The following is a 20,061-nucleotide window of genomic DNA, read 5'->3' as shown; positions in this document are numbered from 1 at the left end:
TAGCCCAGCACACCACAAGGATGTTCCCCGTGGCCCACCCAAGCCGGACACTCAACCCCGTGGTCCGTCAGTACGCCAGCGCGGCTGGCTCGGACGACCTCGTGCGGACCTTGTATCAGGAATTCGGCAGGCAGTTGATGGCGTATACGCTCAAACTGACTGGTCAGGACCGGCATTGGGCCGAAGACGTCGTGCAGGAGACGCTGATCAGGGCCTGGCGCAACGCGCACAAGCTCGATCGCAGACCTGACACGTTGCTGGCCTGGTTGTATACGGTGGCGAGACGCATCGTCATCGATGGCTGGCGAAGTCGAAAGGCCCGGCCGCAAGAGGTCGAGGAGGTCGATGCGGATTCGGTCGGGGTTCCCGACGAATCAGACAGAACACTGGCCGCACTCGTGGTGTACGAGGCGCTCAGTACCCTTTCACCGGAGCAACGTGATGCCGTATTGCAGACATACATCCGTGATCGAACCGTGAACGAGGCGGCGGTGTCTCTCGGCGTTCCGCCGGGTACGGTCAAATCGAGAATCTACCACGCCGTTCGTGCGCTACGTCGTGCGTTGCGAGATCGGGGGGAACGCGAGGATGGCCGGGACCAGCCACGCTGACATCGCCGCTTACGTGCTCGGAGTGCTCGATCAGCCGGACCATGTGGCGTTCGAGGCACACCTGATGGAGTGCGAGCGCTGCCAGGACGAGCTGCTCGAGCTGCAGGACGTGCCCTGTCTGCTGGACGAGGTCAAGCAGTCTTGGCCGACCACGCCGAAGGCGCCCGCGCCCCGCTCGCCGGACGACTGGACCCCGGAGACCAGCGGGCACGTGTCCCTGTTCTGAGCGCCTGAGCCCACGGGCGGCTCAGCCGGGGTCGCCGGTCAGCGCGTCCAGCCCGGTGCGCATCAGGTCGAGTTCCGCCCGGCCCCGACTAGCGTCGGCCATCCGACGCTGGTCGGCGGCGGTCACGCTGGCCAGGCACAGCGAGGCGGCCCGCGCTCCGAGCACCCGCGCGGCGACCAGTACGGCCGAGGTCTCCATGTCCACCGCGCGGACCCGGTACCGGGCCAGCTCCGCCAGGTGCGCCGATACCGCGGCCGCGCGTTCCGGGCTGGCGGCGACCATCTCGGTGTAGAAGCCGTCCTGGGAGGCGAACAGTCCGGACACCCAGGAGTGCGACGCGGCACTCAGCCGCTGCCGCGTCGCCGCGTACAGCCCGGCGTCCGGGACCGCGGGGAAGCCGGCCGGGGCGTAGCAGGCCGAGGTGGACTCGTTGCGTATCCCGCCCTCGGCCAGCACCAGGTCGCCGAGCCGGGTGCCGCCGACCGCCAGCGCGGTGCCCAGCCGGAGGAACGTGCGCACGCCGAGCGCGGCAAGCTCCTCCAGCACGAGCACGGCCGCCGGTGCGCCCATCCCGAATGCGGTCACGGTGACCCGTTGCCCGGCGTACCGGCCGGTCACCGTGGTCAGCCCGCGGTCGGTGTTCAGCAGGCGCGGTTCGGCGAGCAGTTCGGCGACCGCGGTGACCCGGCCGCGGTCGCCCACCAGCACGGCGCGCTCGCCGACGTCCTCCGGGCCGCACCGGAGGAACCAGGCCCTACCGGTCACCGGCTACTCCGTCCGGATCCGCAGGGTGGCCGGCAGGCGGCCGCGCAGCAGCCCAGTGGCCGCGTCCACCCCGTGGCGCACGGCCCGCTCGCCGTCCTCCGGCTGTTCGATCATGCTGGCCACCGTCGCCGCGAACAGCACGTCGCCGGCGCCGGTGGTGTCCACCGCGTCGATCGGGGTGACTGACAGCGCGCCCCGGTGCGCACCGTGCCAGAACCGGATTCCGGCCGCGCCGTTGGTCTCCACCAGCAGCGCCTCGGCCGGCGTCCGGTCGCGCAGTGTGCGCGGGGTCAGCATCCGCTCCAGGAAAACCCGCTCCCGCGCGCTGAAGGTGAGCACGCTGAGCCGGAACAGCAGGCGATGCACCAGCGCGGCGGTGTAGGCGTCCGGATCACCCTTGACTCCCCAGGCGAGCCGCTGCTCGGGGCGTAGCATTCGAAGTACGTCGATGGTGGCCGAGCGCGGGCCGACCAGCAGGCACACCCAGTCGCAGCCTGCCAGGACCTCCCGCTGTACCTCGGTGAGGCCGGTCGGCATCCGGTCCCCGGGGTCGTAGACCACCACCGTGTCGCCTTCGGGACCGTAGAACAGGTAGCAGGACGGGGTGCGTTCCCCGGCCGCCACCACTCCGGCGGTGTTCACCCCGGCGGAGGCCAGCCGCTCGGTGTACTCCTGGCCCAGGGCGTCCGCGCCGACCCAGGTCACCGCGCTGACGTCGAGGCCGGCCTCGGCCAGGCCGCGCGCGGCGTAGGCGATCCCGCCGATGTCCGGCCACGGGTCGGACAACCGTTCCCTGATCAGAGTGGTGCCGCGCGCCCCGCGGAACTCCTCGGTCGCCATCGCGTGGTCCACGCTGGCGTACCCCACTACCGCGACTCGTGTCGTCACAGGCTTTCCCATGCTTGTTCGAGTGAGACGACCCTGCCGAAGTACCGGTCGATGTCTTCCAGGCTGGCCTCGGCGAGGTGCGGACGGTTGGAGTTCGTCGCCTCCCTCGGCAGCTGCACCTCGTAGCCCGCGGCGAACGCGTCCTGCACGGTGGCGCGGACGCAGACGTTCGTCTTCACACCCGCGACCACCACCCTGGATATCCGCTGCTCGCGTAGCAGCAGGTCCAGGTCGGTGGCGTAGAAGGCGGAGTAGCGCCGCTTGGGCACCTCGATCTCGTCCGGTAGCCCGGCAGGCTCGAACCCCTCGACGTAGCGGGCCTGGTCGTCGCCGATCTCGCAGTGCCGCGGGAGCTTCTTGTGCTCGAAGTCCGCCAGCCCTGGATAGTGCCGCTCCACCGCGTGCACCACCAGCCGCCCCCGCTCCCGCGCCCTGGCCAGCAGCCCGCGCAGCGGGTCGAGTACCTCGGCCGACTCGGGGTAGTAGGCGGGTTTGCCAGGGGTGAAGAACGCCTCGAGCACGTCCACGAGGATCAGGGCGGTTCCTGGGGTTGCGATGATCAGCCTGCCCTTCGGGTTCGGCGACGACTTTCCCGGATGCCGGTTACCGCCAGTACCACGGCCACTACAAGATACGGCAGGGTCTGCAGCAGGTGCGCGGCACCACCCCCGGTCTGGAAACGGGCCTGACCGGCGTCGAACCCGGCGAACAGCAGGCAGGCCGCGGCTGTCGGCCACGGCCGGGACCTGCCGAAGTAGAAGGCGGCGAGCGCGATGAACCCGCGCCCGGCGACCATCTCGGTGTGGAACAGCCCGACCTGGCCCAGGGACAGCTGCGCACCGGCGACGGCGGCGAGTAGCCCGGCCAGTAGGCTGGAGCCGTCCCGGATCCGGGTGGCAGGCAGGCCGAGCGACCGCGCGGTCCGCGCACCGGCGCCCGCGGCCCGCAACCGGAGTCCGGCGCGGGTATGCCGCAGCAGCAGGCCCACCACGGGAACCAGCAGGACGGCGAGCCAGAACAACGGGTCCTTGCCGGAGACCAGCACGCCCAGTACCGGAACATCGGCGACGAGCGGCAGGTCCAGCCGGGGCAGCGGGTCCAGCCCCGGTACCCGCAGCGTCCCTGACACCTCGAACAGCTTGCTCAGCAGGTAGCCAGCGACCCCGGCGATCAGGATGTTGTACCCGAGACCGACCACGATCGGGTTCGCCCCGAGCCGGGTGATCGGCAGGGACATCAGCAGGCCGAGCCCGGCGCCGGTGGCGGCCGCGGCGGCGACACCGGCCAGCCAGTGGCTCGCCGCCCCGCTTGCCAGCGCCGCGGCGAGCGCGCCGGCGAGCATATGGCCCTCCAGCCCGATGTTCACGATGCCGCCGATCCGGTTGATCAGCCCGCCGGTGGCGGCCAGCGCGAGCGGGGTCCACAGCAGCAGTGCCGAGGCGAGCAGGGACTCGATCACCGCGTCACGTCCAGGGACCGGGCCCACCTGGCCACCGCGAAGATCATCACCGCTCCGGTGAGCACCTGCACGATGTCCAGCGGGATGTCGCTGAACAACTGCACGGTGGCGCCCGCGGAGGACATCGCGCCGAAGAACACGGCGCCGAGCGTGACGCCGAGGGCACCGTTGCGGCCGAGTAGCGCCACGGCGATGCCGGTGAAGCCGTAGCCGGGGGAGAAGCCCTCCACGAAGCGATGCACCACGCCGAGTGTGTGCACCCCACCGCCCAGCCCGGCCACCGCGCCGGACACCAGCATCGCGGCCAGCACCACCTTGCCGGTGCGGATGCCCTGCGCCCGCGCGAACTCCGGGTTGTGCCCGGTCATCCGCAGCTCGTAGCCGGGCACCGAGTAGCGGATCCAGCCCGCGTACCCGGCCAGCAGGGCCAGCCCGATCAGCACGCCCACGGTGAGGCCGGGCGGAAGCAGCACCGGCAGCCAGGCCTGCGGCGGCACCAGCGGGGTTGCCGAGTTGGCCACGCCCTCGGCCTGCAGGAAGGAGGTCACCAGCCAGCCGGCCAGGCCGAGGGCGATGAAGTTGACCATCAACGTGATGACCACCTCGTTCACCTCCCACCGGGCCCGCAGCCAGCCGGGGACCGCGGCGGCCGCCGTTCCGGCGGCGGTGCCCGCCGCCAGGGCGAGCAGTATCGCCAGCGGGCCGGGCAGTCCGGTCAGGTGCGCGCCCACGACGGCCGTGGCCAGGCCGCCGAGCACGAACCCGCCCTCGGCCCCGACGTTGAACACCCCCGCGCGGAAGGTGACCGCGGTGGCCAGCCCGGTGAACAGCAGCGGGGTGGTCGCGACCAGGGTGGCGGCGATCCGGTCGAGGTCGCCGAACGCCTCGCGCAGCAGCAGCGGGTAGACGGTGAGCGGGTTGTCCCCGGTGGCGAGCAGGACCAGCGCGCCGACCGCGAGTGCGGCGAGGATCGGGGCGAGCGCGGGCAACAGCCTGCCGGGCAGCAGTGCGCTCACCGGCCGCCGCCCCGGCCCAGCATCAGCTCACCGACGGCCGCTCGGTTGTGCGGTCCGCCGCCGGTCTCCCCGGCCACGCGGCCGCCGGAGAGCACCACGATCCGGTCGCTGAGCGCGAGCAGTTCGTCCAGTTCCTCGGACACCAGCAGCACGGCGGCGCCGTCGTCGCGCAGGGCACGCAGCCGCCGGTGCAGGAACGCGATGCCCTGCACGTCCACCCCACGGGTCGGGTGCGCCGCCACCAGCAGGCCGGGCCCGCGCGCCAGCTCGCGCCCGAGCACAAGCCGCTGCTGGTTGCCGCCGGAAAGGGTGCGCACCGGATCGGTGCGGCGGCCGTACCGCACCGCATACTCACCGGTGATCCGGTCGACCGCGGCGCGTACGGCGCCGCGGGCGAGCAGGCCCCGGCGGGAGACCGGTCCGCGGTGCGCGCCCGCGATCGCGTTGTCGGCCAGGGAAGCGTCCAGCGCCAGCCCTTCGCGGAGCCGGTCGGCGGCGATGTAGCCGAGCCCGGCCGCCCGCCGACCGGCCACCGTGGCCGCGGTGACGTCCTTACCGTGCAGCAGGATCCGGCCCGCGGTGAGCGGGCGCAGGCCGGTGACACAGCCGAGCAGCTCGTCCTGGCCGTTTCCGGCGACGCCGGCGATCCCGACGATCTCGCCCGCCCGCACCGTGCAGGACACCTCGTGCAGGCCCGGCGTTCCGGGGGCGGCCACGGCCGCCAGCGTCAGCGCCGGGCCACCCGGCCGGGCGGCCGGGGCGAACCCGGTTTCCGGTACGTGCTCGCCGACCGCCAGCTCGGTCAGCTCGCGCTGCCCGAGGGCGGCGGCCTGCACGGTGGTGACGGCCCTGCCGTGGCGCAGCACCGTGACCACATCCGCGATGTCCAGTACCTCGGTCAGCTTGTGGCTGATGAACACCACGGTGCGCCCGGCCGCGCGCAGCCCGCGCAGCAGCCGGAACAGCTGCCGCACCTGTTCCGGCGCCAGCGCCGAGGTGGGCTCGTCCAGGATCAGCACCCGGGCCGAGCGCAGCAGCCCGCGCAGGATGGCCACCTGCTGGCGCGCGTTCAGCGGGGCGTCCGCCGCCCGGGTGTCCCACGGCGGGTCGAGGCCGGACTCGGCCGCCACCCGGTGCGCCCGCGCCCTGGCGCCGCGCCAGTCGATGAGCGGGCCGCGCCGCGGTTCCGCGCCGAGAACCAGGTTCTCCAGCAGCGTGAGCTCGCCGACCATGGCCGGTTCCTGCTCCACGATGGCGATACCGCGTGCGGCCGCCTCGCCCGGGCCACGCAGCCGCACAGGTTCGCCGTCCAGCACCACGGTGCCGGAGTCGGGCTGGTCGAGGCCGGCAAGGATCCGCATCAGGGTGGTCTTGCCCGCGCCGTTCTCCCCGACGACGGCATGCACGGTTCCACTGTGGACATCCATGCTCAGGTCGTCGTTGGCGATCACCTGGCCGAACCTGCGGCACACGGCACGCGCACCGAGCGGGGCGGCCACCGTTCAGCCGGCCAGCCAGCTCGGGTAACCCTGGTCCACCACGTTCCAGACGTCCCGCTCGCCGCTGACGATCTCCTCGCGCAGCGCGTCGATCCGGGCGCGGACCCGCTGCGGGATGTCCTGCTTGGTGTGCGCGAAGTCGGTGAGCCCGACACCCCGTTCGGAAAGGCCGAGGTGGATGGTCTCCCCGCCGGGGAACCGGTTCTCGGCGAACATCCGCACCGTCCTGGCCACGGCCTGATCGCTGCGCTTGACCATGCTGGTGAGCACATGGCCCGGTGCGAGGTCGTCCTGGTTGGTGTCCACCCCGATGGCGTAGCGGCCCGCGTCGGCGGCCTCCTGGATCACGCCGGAACCGGTGCCGCCCGCGACCTGGAAGACGATGTCCGCGCCCTGGTCGTACATGGCCGACGCGAGCTGTTTCCCGGTGGCCGGGTCGCCAAAAGTGTTGCTGTACTTGACCAGGACCTCGACCTCGGGATCGGTTTCCCGCGCGCCCTGCACGTAGCCGGAAACGAACTTGTCGATGCCGACCGACTTGGTACCGCCGATGACGCCGATCTTCTTGTCCGGGTTGATCTTCGGGTTGCTGTCCTGGGTGGTCATCAGCGCGGCCAGCGCGCCCGCGAGGTAGGAGCCCTCGTGCTCGGCGAACATGATCGAGAGCACGTTCTCGCCCGTAACCTCGGTGTTCAGGATCGCCCATCGGACATCCGGATGTTCGGCGGCGACGGTGGGCAGGACCTCGCCGTGCGAGAACTCGAGGTCGATCACCAGGCCGAAGCCGGTGGTGGCCGCGCGGCGCAGGATCTGCTCGCCCTGCGCGACGATCTGCTCGGATTCGATCGGGCTGCCCTCGACGTCGTGTTCCGCGGTGGCTGATTCGAACCCGCGGAGCGCGAGATCGTTGTAGGACTCGTCCCCGATACCGCCCTGTGCGATCACCAGCGCCGCTTTGTCCCGCCCGTTCCCCGATTCCGTCGTGGTGGCGCAGCCTGCCGTCAGCAACAGGACGCACGCAACGACACCCAGAGTCTTATGCAAGGGAGGGCTATGCACAGCCGTAGGTTCGGCTACCGTCCGTACCTCACCTCGTATCCAGGCGCCCCGAGCCGCCCTCCGCAGGCTCCGGGCAGCCCCCGTCGCCTGGATTGTGCATAACCCTCCCGTTCTCATGGCCCCGGAATGTACACCCGGGCATCGGTCAACGATTAACCAGACCTGCCCGCGGTCCGGGGGTGAATGCCTCGTTATCGGTGCGACCAGCGATCTTTCGGAATGCGATTATTCCGCCAGGTCACCGCCGGATGATGGGCTTTGCAACGGATTGGCAACCGGCTTGACAGTACCTGTGGTCCGGACCACGCTCTACGTCCATTGGTCTACACCACTTAGACAACTACCCGGCAGTGGTCCGGGCGAGGAGGGTGGCAGGAGTGAAACGTTGGGTGAAGGGCGCGGTATCGGCTGCGGCGGTGGCGATGCTGGCCACCGGTTGTGCCGGTTCCGGCGGCGACGCGGGTGGCGAGGAGCCGGGGGACGGCCCGCGCACGCTGACCGTGTGGATGATGGAGGGCTCCGCGCCGGAGACGCTCACCGATGAGCTGCACGGCGAGTTCGAGGGCGCCAACGAGGGGGTCACGGTCAACTACGAGGTGCAGCAGTGGAACGGGATCCAGGAGAAGCTGACGACCGCGCTGGCCGGGGACAACCCGCCGGACGTGATCGAGCTCGGCAACACCCAGACCCCGCAGTTCGCCGCCGAGCAGGTGCTGACCGACCTTTCCGGCTCGGCCGCCGAGCTGAACGAGTCGGAGTGGCTGGAGGGCCTGCGGGCTTCCGGTGAGTACGACGGCAAGCAGTACGGGATGCCGTTCTTCGCCGCCAACCGTGAGGTGTTCTACCGCGAGGACATGTTCGCCGAGGCCGGGATCAGCGGGCCGCCGAGCTCACGGGCCGAGTGGCTGGACGCGATCACGAAGCTGAACGAGAAGTTCGGCGACGACCCCGAGTTCCAGTCGCTGTACATGCCTGGTCAGAACTGGTACACGCTGCTGTCCTTCATCTGGGACGAGGGTGGCGAGATCGCGCAGGCCACCGACGGCGGCTTCCAGGGCACGCTGGACTCGCCCGAGGCCAAGGCGGGGCTGGCCTTCTACCAGGAGCTGGTGGAGTCCTCCGGCACCACCGCCCCGAAGGATGCCGACGAGCAGACCCCGGCGCAGTCGGGGATCTACGGCCAGGGCAAGGTCGCGATGTTCATCGGCCTGCCGTGGGAGATGGCGGAGGTGGCCAAGGACGCCCCGGACATCGAGGGGAAGACCGGAGCCTTCCCGATCCCCTCGAAGGTCGCCGGTGAGAACGCACCGGTGTTCCTCGGTGGCTCCAACCTCGCCATCCCGGCCAACAGCAAGAACCCGGAACTGGCCAAGGAGTACCTGAAGCTGATCAGCAGCGCCAAGTACCAGGGCAAGATCGCCGAGGGCGGCATGGTGCCCGGCACCTCCACGGACATCAGCGCGCTGGAAGCCGACCCGTTCGGCAAGGCGATGGCCGAGGCGGCACAGAACGGGCGGGCCGTTCCGGCCAGCCCGGAGTGGGGCAGCATCGAGGCCGGGCAGAATCCGCTGAAGGACATGCTGACCGCGGTGCTGACCGGGGCCAAGGACATCGACACGGCCACGGCCGACGCCAACTCCGCGCTCACCAGCGCGCTGGCCGGCTGAGCCGCCGCACTGGGCCGATATGACAACGGTACTTCCCACGGTGCCGGCGGGTGAGCACCCGCCGGCACCGTCCGGTGGCCGCAAGGCACGCTCGGTGTTCCGGCGGCTCACCGGCGAACGCGCCGCGCCCTACCTGCTGCTCGCGCCCGCGGTGATCGTGCTGGCGGCCTTCCTCGGCTGGCCTGCGATACAGGTGGTCGGGATCAGCCTGCGCAGGCTCGACCTCGGTGCGCTGGTCCGCGGCGAGGTGATCTGGGTCGGGCTGGCGAACTACCAGGAGATTTTCGCCGACCCGGAGTTCTGGACGATCACCTTGCGCACGCTGGCCTTCACCGCCACCTGCGTCGGCGGGGTGATGTGCTGTGCCCTGCTGATCGCGCTGCTGATGCGACATCTGCCACCTGCCGTCCGGATCATCCTGCAGGTGACCCTGGTACTGGCCTGGGCGATGCCGATTATCGCCTCCACCACGGTGTTCCAGTGGATGTTCGACCAGCAGTACGGGATCCTGAACAAGACCCTGGTCAAACTGGGCTTCGAGAGCTTCGCGGGCTACTCCTGGTTCTCCGACGGGGTGAGCACGCTGGGCGTGATCAGCCTGTTGATCATCTGGCAGGCGGTCCCGTTCGTCACCTTCACGTTGTACGCGGGGCTGCTCAGCGTGCCCAAGGACCTGTACGAGGCGGCCAGCATCGACGGGGCCCGGCCGTCCCAGGCGTTCCGCGCGGTCAGCTGGCCCGCGCTGCGGCCGCTGATCACCTTGACGACGTTTCTCTCCGTGCTGTGGAACTTCAAGGTGTTCGCGCAGGTATGGGCCATCCGGGAGGGCGGCCCGGACGGGGAGAGCACCACCCTGCCGGTACTGCTGTACCTCAAGGGGATCGCGGACAGCCGGTTCGGGGTGGCCTCCGCGGTGGCCACCCTGATGGTGCTGCTGCTGGTGGTACTCACCGCGCGGTACCTGCAACTGCTGTTGCGGACCAGGGAGGGACAAGCATGAGCAGCCTGTTGTCGCGCCGGACCAGGCCACGGCGGATCCTGCTGGGCGGCATCGGCCTGCTGGTGGCCGCGGTGTTCGCCTTCCCGACGTACTGGATGATCACCAGCGCGCTCAAACCGCGGCTCGAGGTGCTGTCCGCGCAGTACGACCTGATTCCGCTCTCGGTGTCCCTGGACAACTTCGGCACCGCGATCAGCAAGCCGGGGTTTACCACCTACCTGACCAACAGCCTGATCGTGACCCTCGGCGCGGTCGCCTGCTCGCTGGTCGCCGGCCTGCTCGCGGCCGTCCCGCTCGCCCGGCTGCGGTTCCGCGGGCGCAAGGGTTTCGTGCTGCTGGTGCTGGTGGCCCAGCTGGCGCCGCTGGAGGCGCTGTTCATCCCGATGTACCTGCTGATGAAGGATCTCGGGCTGCTGAACACGCTGCCGTCTTTGTTGTTGGTGTACTTCGCCACCACGCTGCCGTTCACCGTCTGGACCCTGCGCGGCTTCGTCAACGGGATCCCGGTCGAGCTGGAGGAGGCCGCGATGGTGGACGGCTGCGGCCGCTGGGGAGCCTTCCGCAGGGTGACCCTGCCGCTGCTCGGTCCCGGGCTGGTAGCGACCTCGGTGTTCGGTTTCATCACGGCGTGGAACGAGTTCCTGTACGCCTTCGTGTTCATGCGCGACTCGTCCAAGTACACCCTGCCGGTGTGGCTGGAGTCCTTCCAGACCGCGTTCGGCACCGACTGGAGTGGTGCGATGGCAGGTGCCGTGCTCTACTCCGTGCCCGCGCTGGTGTTCTTCCTGCTGGTTCAGCGCAAGCTGGTCGCGGGTGGTACCGCCGGAGCTGTGAAAGGATGACAAGTGTCCGTTGTGGATGGTGAGCTGCGTGAGCTCGCCGCGGGGGTCCTGCTGGCGGGGTTCGACGGCATCGAGGCGCCGGACTGGGTGCTGGCCGCGCTGGAGCGCGGGCTTGGCGGCGTGGTGCTGTTCGCCCGGAACGTGGTGGACGACCAGCAGGTGGCGGCGCTGACCGCGCGGCTGCGCAGCGGGCGCGACCGGGTGGTCATCGGCATCGACGAGGAGGGCGGCGACGTCACCAGGCTGGACGCGCGGACCGGGTCCATGGTGCCGGGCCCGCTGGCGCTCGGTGCCGTGGCCGACCCCGGGCTCACCGGCCGGGTCGCCGCGGGGCTCGGCGGCAGGCTCGCCCGGTGCGGGATCACCCTGAACCTCGCGCCCTGTGCCGACCTGACTCTCGCGCTGGACGACCCCATCATCGGGGTGCGTTCCTTCGGCTCCGATCCCGCGGCCGCGGCCGAACAGGTGGCTGCCTTCGTGTCCGGACTGCAAGGACATAGCGTCGCCGCCTGCGCCAAGCACTTTCCCGGGCATGGATCCTCCACAACGGACTCCCACTTCACGCTCCCGGTGCTCCGGCGTACCGACGCGGAACTGCGCGCGACGGAGCTGGTCCCGTTCGGCGCGGCCGTGCGGGCCGGGGTGCGCGCGGTGATGCCGGGTCACCTGGTGGTTCCGGACTGGGGTGACGAGCCGGCGACCCTGAACCCGAAGGCGATCACCGGGGTGCTGCGTGGGGAACTGGGTTTCACCGGCACGGTGGTCACCGACGCGCTGGAGATGGGCGCCGTGGCCGGGGAACTCGGCAGCGTGCCGGGATTCGCCGCGGCGGCCGTGCGGGCGCTGGCCGCCGGGGCGGACGCGCTGTGTATCGGAGGAGAGGTCGCCGACGAGGCGGCCGTGACCCGGGTCGTGGACGCCATCGTGCGGGCGGTCCTGGCAGGCGAGCTGGCCGGGGACAGGCTCGCCGAGGCCGCGGCCAGGGTCGCCGAACTCGGTACCGCACCGGCGCCGGCCGGGGACAGTATCGACCCCGGGGCCGGGTGGTCGGCAGCGCGCGGCGCGATCCGGATCCGTGGCCAGGCCGGGCTGACCGGACCGCCACTGGTCGTGGACCTGCGGGTGGCGCCGAGCATGGCGGCCGGCGCGGTGCCGTGGGGACTCGGGCCACACCTGGCCGAACTGCTGCCGGGAACCCGCACGATGAGCGCGGCCGTCGCGGAGCTGGACGCGACGGCGCTGGCGGCGCAGGCGCGGGGCGGCGACGTGGTGGTGACGACCAGGGACGCGCACCGGCATCCGGAGGTGACCCGGCTGGTCGCCGAACTGGTCGCGCTCGGCGCGCGGGTCGTGCACGTGGAGACCGGGATTCCGGGACCGGACCTTGGGGCGGGTTGCCGAGTGGACACGCATGGCGGCTCCCTCGTGAGCCTGCGCGCCGCGGCCGAGTTACTCGCCGGGAGGTCCTGACCCGGGACCAGCGCGCCTTCCGGATCAGGCCGGGGCGGTGTCCCGGTTCGGCAGGTGGACGAGAATGAGGCCGACCGAGGCGAGCAGGACGTTCCGCATGGCCGCTGCCAGCCCGTTCCAGTCGGCCGACTGCCACATCTGGAACCATTCGCCGCCGATGGCGATGAACCCGCCGCCGAACAGCACCAGTTGCATGAGCCAGCCGAGAGTGGACAGGTGGCGGGCGGTGCTCGTGGCGGCGCGGCCGGCCAGCACGCGCACCCAGGCGACGAACCCGGCCAGCAGCGCGACCGTGGTGAGCGCCTCCCAGCCGATGATGGCGATATAGGTGATGTCCGCAAGGACCGGGTCGGTGATCGCCCGCCACATCAGGTTCGCTGACTCGAACGTGGTGTCCATGGCCAGCACGTGCCGGACGAATGCCTGGTTGGTGCCGAAATCGGTGACATTGTTGAGGACGACCAGTCCCATGTACCCGCCGGTGATCGCGGTGAGTACCGCGAGGACCATGTGCGGGCTGCCCAGTCTGGCGAGAAGACGCATGCCGGGAAGGCTACCGACGAGTTGGTATTTACGTCAGTTTCTCCCGGGGTTATCGTACGCGGTAGACTGGCCGAAGAAGTATCCACCGTGGTCCCGGCCGCGCTGATTTGTCTGCCGATTGCTAGGATATAGCTCGACTATTGGCTTTTCCCCTCGAACGGAGTGGGCGGATGACTGCGGACCGGGCGTTCGATGCGCTGGCCGACGAGGTGCGACGGGAGATTCTCTCGGTGCTCGCCCGGCACGGCGAGTGCAGTGCCGGGGATATCGCGGCCAAAGTCGGGCGGGTCGGCAGGACCACGGTCTCCAGTCATCTGCGGGTGTTGCGTACCTCCGGTGTGGTGGTCGAGCGCAAGGCGGGGCGCAACCGGTACTACTCGCTCGACTCGGCAGGCCCGGCACGGGAGGCGCTGACCTTCTTGCAGGAGCTGTTTCAGTCCTCGCTCACGGATCTGAAAACGAGCGCCGAAACCGCGCCCGCCGAACCGTTGCCCAAACATTCCGGAAAGGCTGGGTAGAAGTTTGGGCTCGGTGGTGCTCTCGGCCGAGGAGTCGATCGCGGCCACCCCGGACGAGGTGTTCAGCCTGTTCGGTACCGGGCGGGGGTCCGGATGGGTCTTCGACGCCGAGTGCGACCGGCTCGCCCTCGGCGCGGCGGTGACGTTCCACCTGCCGGTCGGCCGTGGCCGGCACGGCTACACCGTGCAGATACTGGGCCGGATCAGCGGGCTCGTCCCGGGGCGGCGGATCGTGGTGGCACACGACGAGCCCTGGCGCGGCAGCCTGCGGGTGGGCTTCGAGCCCGCCGCGGCCGGCTGGACCACCGTGCGGCTCACCGCGCAGGTCGAGGACGGCGGAGTCGAATGGCTGGCCCGGCGCTGCGGCTGGCCTGCCGCGGAGCCGGAAGAGGACGGCACCCACCGGATCGGCCTGCTCACCAGCCAGTCCGGGCCCGCGGCGGTGTCCACCATCGGTTGCGAGCATCTGGCGGAGCTCGCGGTGGAGGAACTGAACGCCGAGGGCGGCCTGCACGGCAGCCGGGTGCGGCTGCTCGTCGGCGATGACGCGACCAGCCCCGAGGTGGGCGCCATGGAGGCGCGCCGACTGCTGCGCGCGGGCTGCCGGGTGCTGATCGGCAGCGTCACCTCGGCGACGTTCACCGCGGTGCAGCACGCGGTCGAGGACCAGGGGATCCCCCTGGTGCATGCGGTGATCAACGAGGGCGGCGCGGGGCCGGGCCACGTCTTCCGGCTCGGCGAGCGGCCCGGCGACCAGCTGCGCGCGGCGGTCGTGCCGTTCATGCGGCACACCGGGGCGCGGCACTGGTTCCTCGTCGGGGACGACTACTCCTGGTCGCACGGGGCACATGCGGCGGCGCGGGCGGTGCTGCCCGAACGCGGCAACGTGATCGTGGACGAGCGGTACGTCCCGCTGGGCACGCGGGACTTCACCGCGGTGATCGAGGAGATCATGCGCTCGGGTGCGGACCTGGTGCTGTCCACCCTGGCCGGAGCCGACGAGGTCGCCTTCCAGAAGCAGAGCCTCGCGATGGGCCTGCGGGACCGCTGCCGCACCCTGTCCCTGCTGCTGGACGAGTCGACCCGGGAGCGGATGGGTGATCGCGCCGCCACCGGCCTGTGGACCTCGCTCGGCTACTTCCAGCAACTTCCCACCCGGCGCAACCGGGAACTGCTCGCCAGGTACCGGGAGGCATTCGGCCGCTGGGCGCCGCCGGTGTCCTCGATGTCGGCCGCGGTGTACGAGACGGTCCTGCTGTACGCGGCGGCGGTGCGCAACCTGCGCGGCGACCGGCACGGGGTGGCGGGCGAGCTGCGGCGGCTGCGCGCCGATCTGCCCCGCGGGGAGGTCGAGCTGGCCGGACCGCACATGCTCCGGCAGCGGCTGCACCTCGCCGAGGCCCGGCCGGGTGGCTTCCGGGTACTCGATACGCCGTTCTGACCCCTCGGAGTTACGCCAAAAGTGTCAACGTGACGACACTCGTTGACGTATTGCCTGGCTACTCCGTAGCCTTTGACCCTCATTGCGTACCTGTGGTTGCGGTAGCTCCGGTGTGAGGCGGGTGAGTTGAGCGCACGAATGGAGTTCACGGCGAAGGTGTCCGAGACGGCGGCCGTGGCGACACGGGTCTACACCACCTGGTTTCGCTGCGTGCGGGACGGCAGGGACCACGCCGTGACGGATGAGGAGTTCGCGGCGTCGACCGCGCCGTTTCCCGGGCACTACCGCGCCATCTGCGACCATCTCGTGCAGATCGCTCCCGCGGTGGCGCCCCCGGGGCAGGCCTGCGCCCGGTGCGTGGACGTGCTACGCGCGGCGCGGCCGGTCGAGCCGGTGCAGGAGGCGGCACCGGGCCTGCTGGCCAAGTTGTTCCGCAGGCCCCGCCCGCCGCGACCGCGGACCGGGAGCTGATCCCGCCCGCGCACCACGCGATCACCTAGCCTTGCCGGATGGACTTCGCGGACTATCGCCGATATGACGCCGTCGGCCTGGCCGGCCTGGTCACCAGGGGAGAGGTGTCCCCAGCCGAACTGCTCGAGGCGGCGATAGCCCGCGCCGAACGGGTCAACGGCGAACTGAACGCGATCGTGCGGCCGATGTACGAGGTGGCTCGCGCGCGGGCCACCGGCGAGCTATCCGGTCCACTCGCCGGGGTGCCGTTCCTGATCAAGGATCTGTTGCAGGACTACGCCGGCCTGCCAACCGGTGCGGGCTGCCGGGCCCTGCAGCACCGGCCGGTGGCCGAGCACAGCATGGTGGTCCGGCGCTGGCTGGACGCCGGCCTGGTGATCCTCGGCAAGACCAACACCCCCGAGTTCGGCGCGAAACCCAGCACCGAGCCGGAGGTGCACGGCCCGGCCCGCAACCCGTGGAACCGGGAGCACACTCCGGGCGGCTCCTCGGGCGGGTCGGCGGCCGCGGTGGCCGCCGGGGTGGTGCCGGTCGCCGGGGCGAACGACGGCGGCGGTTCGATCCGGATCCCGGCCGCCTGCTGCGGGCTGTTCGGGCTGAAGCCAGGTCGTGGCCTGGTGCCCGCCGGGCCCGGTGCCGCCGAGCCGATGCATGGTGCCGCCACCAACGGGGTGGTGTCGCGGAGTGTGCGGGACACCGCGGTGATGCTGGACCTGCTGACCGGCGAGCCGGACCTGGGCGGTCCCTACCTCGCGGCGCGTCCCGCGCAGCCCTATGCGGAGGCCGCGCGCCGCGACCCCGGCAGGCTCCGGATCGGATGGACGACACGTTCCCCAGTGGGGATGGCGGTGCATCCGGAGGCGGTGGCCGCGGTGACCGATGCCGCGGAGTTGCTGTCCGGCCTCGGCCACGTGGTCGAGCCGGCCGAGACCGGCCTGGACGAGCGCGCGCTCTCCCGCGACTTCCTCACCATGTGGTTCGCCAACCTCGCCCGGCAGGTGGCGGCCACTCGACGGGACACCGGCGCGGGGCCGGGTGGCTTCGAACTGGATACCCGGATGATGGCCGCCGCGGGCCGGGCACTGGGCGCGGTGGACTACCTGGCGGCGCACGAGCGGTGGAACGACTACAACCGGGCACTGGCCAGCTTTCATCGGCGCTATGACCTGCTGCTGACCCCGACGCTGGCGCATCCGCCTTCCCGGATCGGGGAACTCGATGTCCCGGCCTGGATGCGGGCCGCGGGCACGGTCATGCTGCGGTTTGGGCTCGCCGGCCGGTTGATGTCCAGCCGCGCGGCCGACCAGGTGGTACTGGCCAACCTGGCGCGCACGCCGTACACCCAGCTCGCGAATATCACCGGGCGGCCCGCGATGAGTGTGCCCACCTATCGCACCCCGGCCGGCCTTCCGCTGGGCGTGCAGTTCGTCGGCGGTCTCGGCAGTGAGGGCCTGCTGCTGGCGCTGGCCACCCAGATCGAAGCCGAGCGTCCGTGGGGCCTGGCACCATGGGGGATGTGACCGACTGGGTGCCGCCCGCCGTGCCGGAGCTGGTGTTCCGTGGCAAGCGTGTGGCTACCGACCGGGCGCTGGTGATGGCCATCATCAACCGCACCCCGGACTCGTTCTACGACCGGGGAGCCACCTTCACCGACGAGCGGGCCAGGGACGCCATTGAGCAGGCCGTCGCGGACGGGGCGGACATCATCGACATCGGTGGTGTGAAGGCGGGTCCCGGTCCCGAGGTGGACGTGGACGAGGAGGTCCGGCGGGTCGTGCCGACCGTCGCCTGGGCCCGGCGCCGGTTCCCCGAGGTGGTGATCAGCGTGGACACCTGGCGGCACTCGGTCGGCAGGCAGGCCTGCCACGCCGGAGCCGACCTCATCAACGACACCTGGGCAGGGCACGACCCCGAGCTGGTCGGGGTGGCCGCCGAGTTCGGCGCGGGTTACGTGTGCTCGCACACCGGCGGGCTGACGCCGCGCAGCAGGCCGCACCGGGTCCGTTATCCCGATGTCGTGGCCGCGGTGGTGGACGAGGTGACCGAGCAGGCGGAGCGTGCAGTGGCGCAGGGCGTGCCTCGGGCCGGGATCCTGATCGATCCCACCCACGACTTCGGCAAGAACACCTGGCACGGCTTGGAACTGCTGCGCCAGCTGGATCGGCTGGTGGACACCGGGTGGCCGGTGCTGATGGCACTGTCGAACAAGGATTTCGTCGGCGAGACGATCGGCGTCGACATGGCGGGCAGACTGGACGGAACCCTGGCCGCCACCGCCGTCGCGGCCGTGAGCGGGGCCGCGGTGTTTCGCGCGCACCAGGTTCGGCAGACCCGTCGCGTACTGGAAATGGTGGCCAGCATCCGGGGAACCCGCCCGCCATCGGCCATCCTGCGCGGTCTTGCCTGAGAGCGCGTTCCCGAACTGGACTTTCACTGCTCAGGGTGAGTGGAAGAACTCGCCCGCCCGTCTCCCACCGCCACCCGAACCGAGGCGCTTCGCGCCGCTGCGCTCAGCGGCGAGGAGCCCGCGGCGGCGAGACCGGGCGCATGACCTGCGATGGTGACGATCGTGACGGTGTCCGAGCCCGGCCGAGCCGACCGCGTCCGCGAGTTTAGGAAAAGGCACTGAGGCCGGCTCAGCGGAACCAAACGAGCGTTCTACCGGCTTCCCGGTTTCCCTCGATGGTGTGCGCGATGCTGTCCGAAGTGTTCCGTCGCACATCGTGCCAGTATCGAGAACATTGGTGCCGTACATCGTACGGGTAGATGCTGCCCGGATGCCGAACCTCGGTTCCGACAGATCTCGGCACTAGTGGAAGGGTGTAAGCCGAATGGAACTCGAATTCGGCTGGGTATGTGCGCGGTCCGGTGTCTATCATGCGGAGACCGGATCCCTTGCTCGAACGACGACGCTCGGGTATACGGTGTCAACATGAAGGTGGCCTTCCGGGTATGATTGCCGAGATCGGGTGGTAGAAATCTACTGGCGATTGGCGGTAGCCGGGTGAATGAGCGACATCTGTGGGTTCCCGGTCTGCCACGATGGGGCATGTGGCTCAGCTGTTATGACATGTCACCGTTGGACGAGTGCTCAGTGAAAGAGGAGAAAGATGGCACAGCAGGTCCTGGTCTCGTTGGTTGACGACATCGACGGTTCCGAAGCGCAGGAGACCGTCGAGTTCGGCCTGGACGGCGTCACCTACCAGATCGACCTTTCCGAGGAGAACGCGGAAGAGTTGCGGGACGTTCTGGCCCAGTACGTGGAGCACGCCCGCCGGGCGGGTGGCCGCAAGCGCACCGCGAAGCGCGGTGCGCGCAATGGGGCCCGGCCGGCGAGTGCCGACCGTGAGCAGAATCAGGCGATTCGTGCCTGGGCGCGGGATCAGGGTTACGAGATCTCCGACCGTGGTCGTATCCCCGCCGAGGTGGTCGAGGCCTACCACGGCAAGAAGTAACCGCCGCGGGCCGCGGTGCGTGGACAAGATTCCGGGCCGGGCTTGCGCAGGTCCGGAGGCAAATCGGGTAAACGGAAAGTCGGCCGCCAGTAGGAATGGCGGCCGACTTCCGTACCGTCAGCTGGTCGAGCTCAGCGCTCCTGCTTTACCCGGCGCTCATGGCAGCCACGCCTCGACCTTGTCCTGGTTCTCCTCCACCCACTTCTTGGCGGCGGCCTCCGGCGACATCTTGTCCTTGGCGATGTAACCGGCGACCACGTTCTGGTCCTCGTTGGTCCACTTGAAGTTCTGCACCAGCTGGTATGCCGGCCCGCCCGCGTCGGCGAACTTCTTGCTCACGATCTTGTCCAGGTCGTATTCCGGATAACCGCAGGCCACCTTCTGCTCATCGGCGTCGCAGCCCTCGGTATGCGGCGGCAGCTGCACCTTGGCCAGCTTGATGTCCTGGAACAGCCAGTGCGGCGAGTAGAAATAGCCGAGGAATGGCTTCTTCTGCTCCTGAGCCTGCCGGAACCCCTGGATCAGCGCGGTCTCGCTGCCGCCGTAGACCACCTTGTAGTCCAGGTCCAGGTTGCGCACCAGCGCCTCGTCGTTGGTGACGAACGAGGGGTCGCCGTCGAGCAGCTGGCCCTTGTCCCCCGACTCGGAGGTCTGGAACAGGTCGGAGTACTTGTTCAGGTTCTTCCAGTCGGTGATGTCCGGGTACTTCTCCACCATCCACGGCGGCACGTACCAGCCGATCTCACCGTCGACCCCGGTGGAGCCCGCCTCGACGGCGGTCTGCTGCTCCTCGATGTACTTCTTCTTGAGGTCGGCGTGCCCCCAGTTCTCCACGATGGCGTCGACCTCGCCGCTGCCGAAGCCCTGCCAGGCGATCTCCTCCTTGAGATCCTTCTTGTTCACCGTGCAGCCCAGCTCGGTCTCCGCGACATGCGCGATCACCGCGGCGTTCGCCTTGTACCCGACCCACGGGTTGATGGCCAGGTTGAACGTGCCGCACTCCCCGGAGGCGGAATCGCCACCGGACTCGCCGACCTTCGCCCCGCCGCAGCCTGCCAGGCCCAGCGCCGCGACCAGCGCGATCCCGGTGCCGAGCGCCAGCCTGGTGGTGGCGGTCCTGTTCTGTCCCAC

At 70.3% G+C, this 20,061-nt stretch carries 21 protein-coding genes; 12 read left to right on the top strand and 9 right to left on the bottom strand.

The window, feature by feature from the left end; all coding sequences use genetic code 11:
* Nucleotides 1-20 precede the first annotated feature (20 nt).
* Together KOI47_RS19150 and KOI47_RS19145 are read left to right on the top strand one after the other, a co-directional pair.
* A complete protein-coding gene (locus tag KOI47_RS19150) occupies nucleotides 21-611 on the top strand; it encodes a sigma-70 family RNA polymerase sigma factor (protein WP_216205242.1) in 591 nt (196 codons plus the stop codon).
* The gene (locus KOI47_RS19145; protein ID WP_216205239.1) at nucleotides 589-837 is read left to right on the top strand and encodes an anti-sigma factor family protein; all 249 of its coding nucleotides are present in this window, start codon (nucleotides 589-591) and stop codon (nucleotides 835-837) included. Before KOI47_RS19150 ends, KOI47_RS19145 begins: the two co-directional genes overlap by 23 nt.
* Nucleotides 838-858: 21 nt before the next feature.
* Here KOI47_RS19145 and KOI47_RS19140 read toward each other — a convergent pair whose 3' ends face one another.
* The 7 genes from KOI47_RS19140 to KOI47_RS19110 are packed head-to-tail and all read right to left on the bottom strand — an operon-like array spanning nucleotide 859 to nucleotide 7,472.
* Entirely contained in the window at nucleotides 859-1,602 is a 744-nt protein-coding gene (locus KOI47_RS19140; protein WP_216205237.1) for a nucleoside phosphorylase, read from the bottom strand.
* Nucleotides 1,603-1,605: 3 nt separating this feature from the next.
* Nucleotides 1,606-2,490 (bottom strand): carbohydrate kinase family protein, encoded by an 885-nt coding sequence (locus KOI47_RS19135; protein WP_216205235.1) that lies wholly within the window; start codon nucleotides 2,488-2,490, stop codon nucleotides 1,606-1,608.
* Complete coding sequence (locus KOI47_RS19130) at nucleotides 2,487-3,023, bottom strand: cysteine hydrolase family protein (protein ID WP_269756723.1); 537 nt, start codon at nucleotides 3,021-3,023, stop codon at nucleotides 2,487-2,489. Before KOI47_RS19130 ends, KOI47_RS19135 begins: the two co-directional genes overlap by 4 nt.
* A gap of 26 nt (nucleotides 3,024-3,049) precedes the next feature.
* Nucleotides 3,050-3,949, bottom strand: coding sequence for an ABC transporter permease subunit (locus KOI47_RS19125; protein WP_216205229.1), 900 nt, complete (start codon nucleotides 3,947-3,949; stop codon nucleotides 3,050-3,052).
* Complete coding sequence (locus tag KOI47_RS19120; RefSeq protein WP_216205226.1) at nucleotides 3,946-4,965, bottom strand: ABC transporter permease; 1,020 nt, start codon at nucleotides 4,963-4,965, stop codon at nucleotides 3,946-3,948. Before KOI47_RS19120 ends, KOI47_RS19125 begins: the two co-directional genes overlap by 4 nt.
* Complete coding sequence (locus tag KOI47_RS19115) at nucleotides 4,962-6,416, bottom strand: ABC transporter ATP-binding protein (RefSeq protein ID WP_216205223.1); 1,455 nt, start codon at nucleotides 6,414-6,416, stop codon at nucleotides 4,962-4,964. The genes KOI47_RS19120 and KOI47_RS19115 overlap by 4 nt, the downstream gene beginning before the upstream one ends.
* Nucleotides 6,417-6,467: 51 nt before the next feature.
* On the bottom strand, nucleotides 6,468-7,472 hold the full coding sequence (locus tag KOI47_RS19110) for a BMP family lipoprotein (RefSeq protein WP_216205220.1): 1,005 nt from the start codon (nucleotides 7,470-7,472) through the stop codon (nucleotides 6,468-6,470).
* Between the two features lie 428 nt (nucleotides 7,473-7,900).
* Between KOI47_RS19110 and KOI47_RS19105 the strand changes: the two genes are divergently transcribed.
* Genes KOI47_RS19105 through KOI47_RS19090 form a run of 4 tightly spaced genes read left to right on the top strand, consistent with a single transcriptional unit; the run spans nucleotide 7,901 to nucleotide 12,502 of the window.
* Nucleotides 7,901-9,190: a sugar ABC transporter substrate-binding protein gene (locus KOI47_RS19105; protein ID WP_216205217.1), complete on the top strand. Its 1,290-nt coding sequence runs from the start codon at nucleotides 7,901-7,903 to the stop codon at nucleotides 9,188-9,190.
* Between the two features lie 19 nt (nucleotides 9,191-9,209).
* Nucleotides 9,210-10,190, top strand: a complete 981-nt coding sequence (locus tag KOI47_RS19100) for a carbohydrate ABC transporter permease (RefSeq protein WP_216205216.1) — start codon at nucleotides 9,210-9,212, stop codon at nucleotides 10,188-10,190.
* Nucleotides 10,187-11,032, top strand: coding sequence for a carbohydrate ABC transporter permease (locus tag KOI47_RS19095; RefSeq protein WP_216205213.1), 846 nt, complete (start codon nucleotides 10,187-10,189; stop codon nucleotides 11,030-11,032). Before KOI47_RS19100 ends, KOI47_RS19095 begins: the two co-directional genes overlap by 4 nt.
* A gap of 3 nt (nucleotides 11,033-11,035) precedes the next feature.
* Complete coding sequence (locus KOI47_RS19090; protein WP_216205210.1) at nucleotides 11,036-12,502, top strand: glycoside hydrolase family 3 N-terminal domain-containing protein; 1,467 nt, start codon at nucleotides 11,036-11,038, stop codon at nucleotides 12,500-12,502.
* 24 nt (nucleotides 12,503-12,526) lie between these two features.
* Here the strand turns inward: KOI47_RS19090 and KOI47_RS19085 are convergent, their stop codons facing one another.
* Nucleotides 12,527-13,045: a DUF2165 domain-containing protein gene (locus KOI47_RS19085; RefSeq protein WP_216205207.1), complete on the bottom strand. Its 519-nt coding sequence runs from the start codon at nucleotides 13,043-13,045 to the stop codon at nucleotides 12,527-12,529.
* Nucleotides 13,046-13,215: 170 nt separating this feature from the next.
* Between KOI47_RS19085 and KOI47_RS19080 the strand changes: the two genes are divergently transcribed.
* From KOI47_RS19080 to KOI47_RS19055, 6 genes are all read left to right on the top strand, one after another.
* Nucleotides 13,216-13,563, top strand: a complete 348-nt coding sequence (locus KOI47_RS19080) for an ArsR/SmtB family transcription factor (RefSeq protein WP_216205205.1) — start codon at nucleotides 13,216-13,218, stop codon at nucleotides 13,561-13,563.
* A 13-nt stretch (nucleotides 13,564-13,576) separates the two neighbouring features.
* Complete coding sequence (locus KOI47_RS19075) at nucleotides 13,577-15,004, top strand: substrate-binding protein (RefSeq protein WP_232376883.1); 1,428 nt, start codon at nucleotides 13,577-13,579, stop codon at nucleotides 15,002-15,004.
* A gap of 126 nt (nucleotides 15,005-15,130) precedes the next feature.
* Entirely contained in the window at nucleotides 15,131-15,475 is a 345-nt protein-coding gene (locus KOI47_RS19070; RefSeq protein ID WP_216205199.1) for a hypothetical protein, read from the top strand.
* Nucleotides 15,476-15,513: 38 nt separating this feature from the next.
* A complete protein-coding gene (locus KOI47_RS19065; protein WP_216205196.1) occupies nucleotides 15,514-16,995 on the top strand; it encodes an amidase in 1,482 nt (493 codons plus the stop codon).
* A 20-nt stretch (nucleotides 16,996-17,015) separates the two neighbouring features.
* A complete protein-coding gene (gene folP / locus KOI47_RS19060) occupies nucleotides 17,016-17,882 on the top strand; it encodes a dihydropteroate synthase (RefSeq protein ID WP_408629945.1) in 867 nt (288 codons plus the stop codon).
* A gap of 703 nt (nucleotides 17,883-18,585) precedes the next feature.
* A complete protein-coding gene (locus tag KOI47_RS19055) occupies nucleotides 18,586-18,930 on the top strand; it encodes a histone-like nucleoid-structuring protein Lsr2 (protein ID WP_216205190.1) in 345 nt (114 codons plus the stop codon).
* Nucleotides 18,931-19,086: 156 nt separating this feature from the next.
* Here KOI47_RS19055 and KOI47_RS19050 read toward each other — a convergent pair whose 3' ends face one another.
* A complete protein-coding gene (locus KOI47_RS19050) occupies nucleotides 19,087-20,061 on the bottom strand; it encodes an ABC transporter substrate-binding protein (RefSeq protein WP_216205187.1) in 975 nt (324 codons plus the stop codon).

The organism is Amycolatopsis aidingensis (assembly GCF_018885265.1).
GTDB lineage: Bacteria > Actinomycetota > Actinomycetes > Mycobacteriales > Pseudonocardiaceae > Amycolatopsis > Amycolatopsis aidingensis.
Note: the sequence above shows the minus strand (reverse complement) of the source record. Positions and strands in the feature narration are given on the sequence as shown.

Coding starts and splice junctions, on each gene's coding strand:
- KOI47_RS19150 (WP_216205242.1), top strand. CDS start 21: ATGTTCCCCGTGGCCCACCCAAGCCGGACACTCAACCCCGTGGTCCGT.
- KOI47_RS19145 (WP_216205239.1), top strand. CDS start 589: ATGGCCGGGACCAGCCACGCTGACATCGCCGCTTACGTGCTCGGAGTG.
- KOI47_RS19100 (WP_216205216.1), top strand. CDS start 9,210: ATGACAACGGTACTTCCCACGGTGCCGGCGGGTGAGCACCCGCCGGCA.
- KOI47_RS19095 (WP_216205213.1), top strand. CDS start 10,187: ATGAGCAGCCTGTTGTCGCGCCGGACCAGGCCACGGCGGATCCTGCTG.
- KOI47_RS19085 (WP_216205207.1), bottom strand. CDS start 13,045: ATGCGTCTTCTCGCCAGACTGGGCAGCCCGCACATGGTCCTCGCGGTA.
- KOI47_RS19080 (WP_216205205.1), top strand. CDS start 13,216: ATGACTGCGGACCGGGCGTTCGATGCGCTGGCCGACGAGGTGCGACGG.
- KOI47_RS19065 (WP_216205196.1), top strand. CDS start 15,514: ATGGACTTCGCGGACTATCGCCGATATGACGCCGTCGGCCTGGCCGGC.
- KOI47_RS19055 (WP_216205190.1), top strand. CDS start 18,586: ATGGCACAGCAGGTCCTGGTCTCGTTGGTTGACGACATCGACGGTTCC.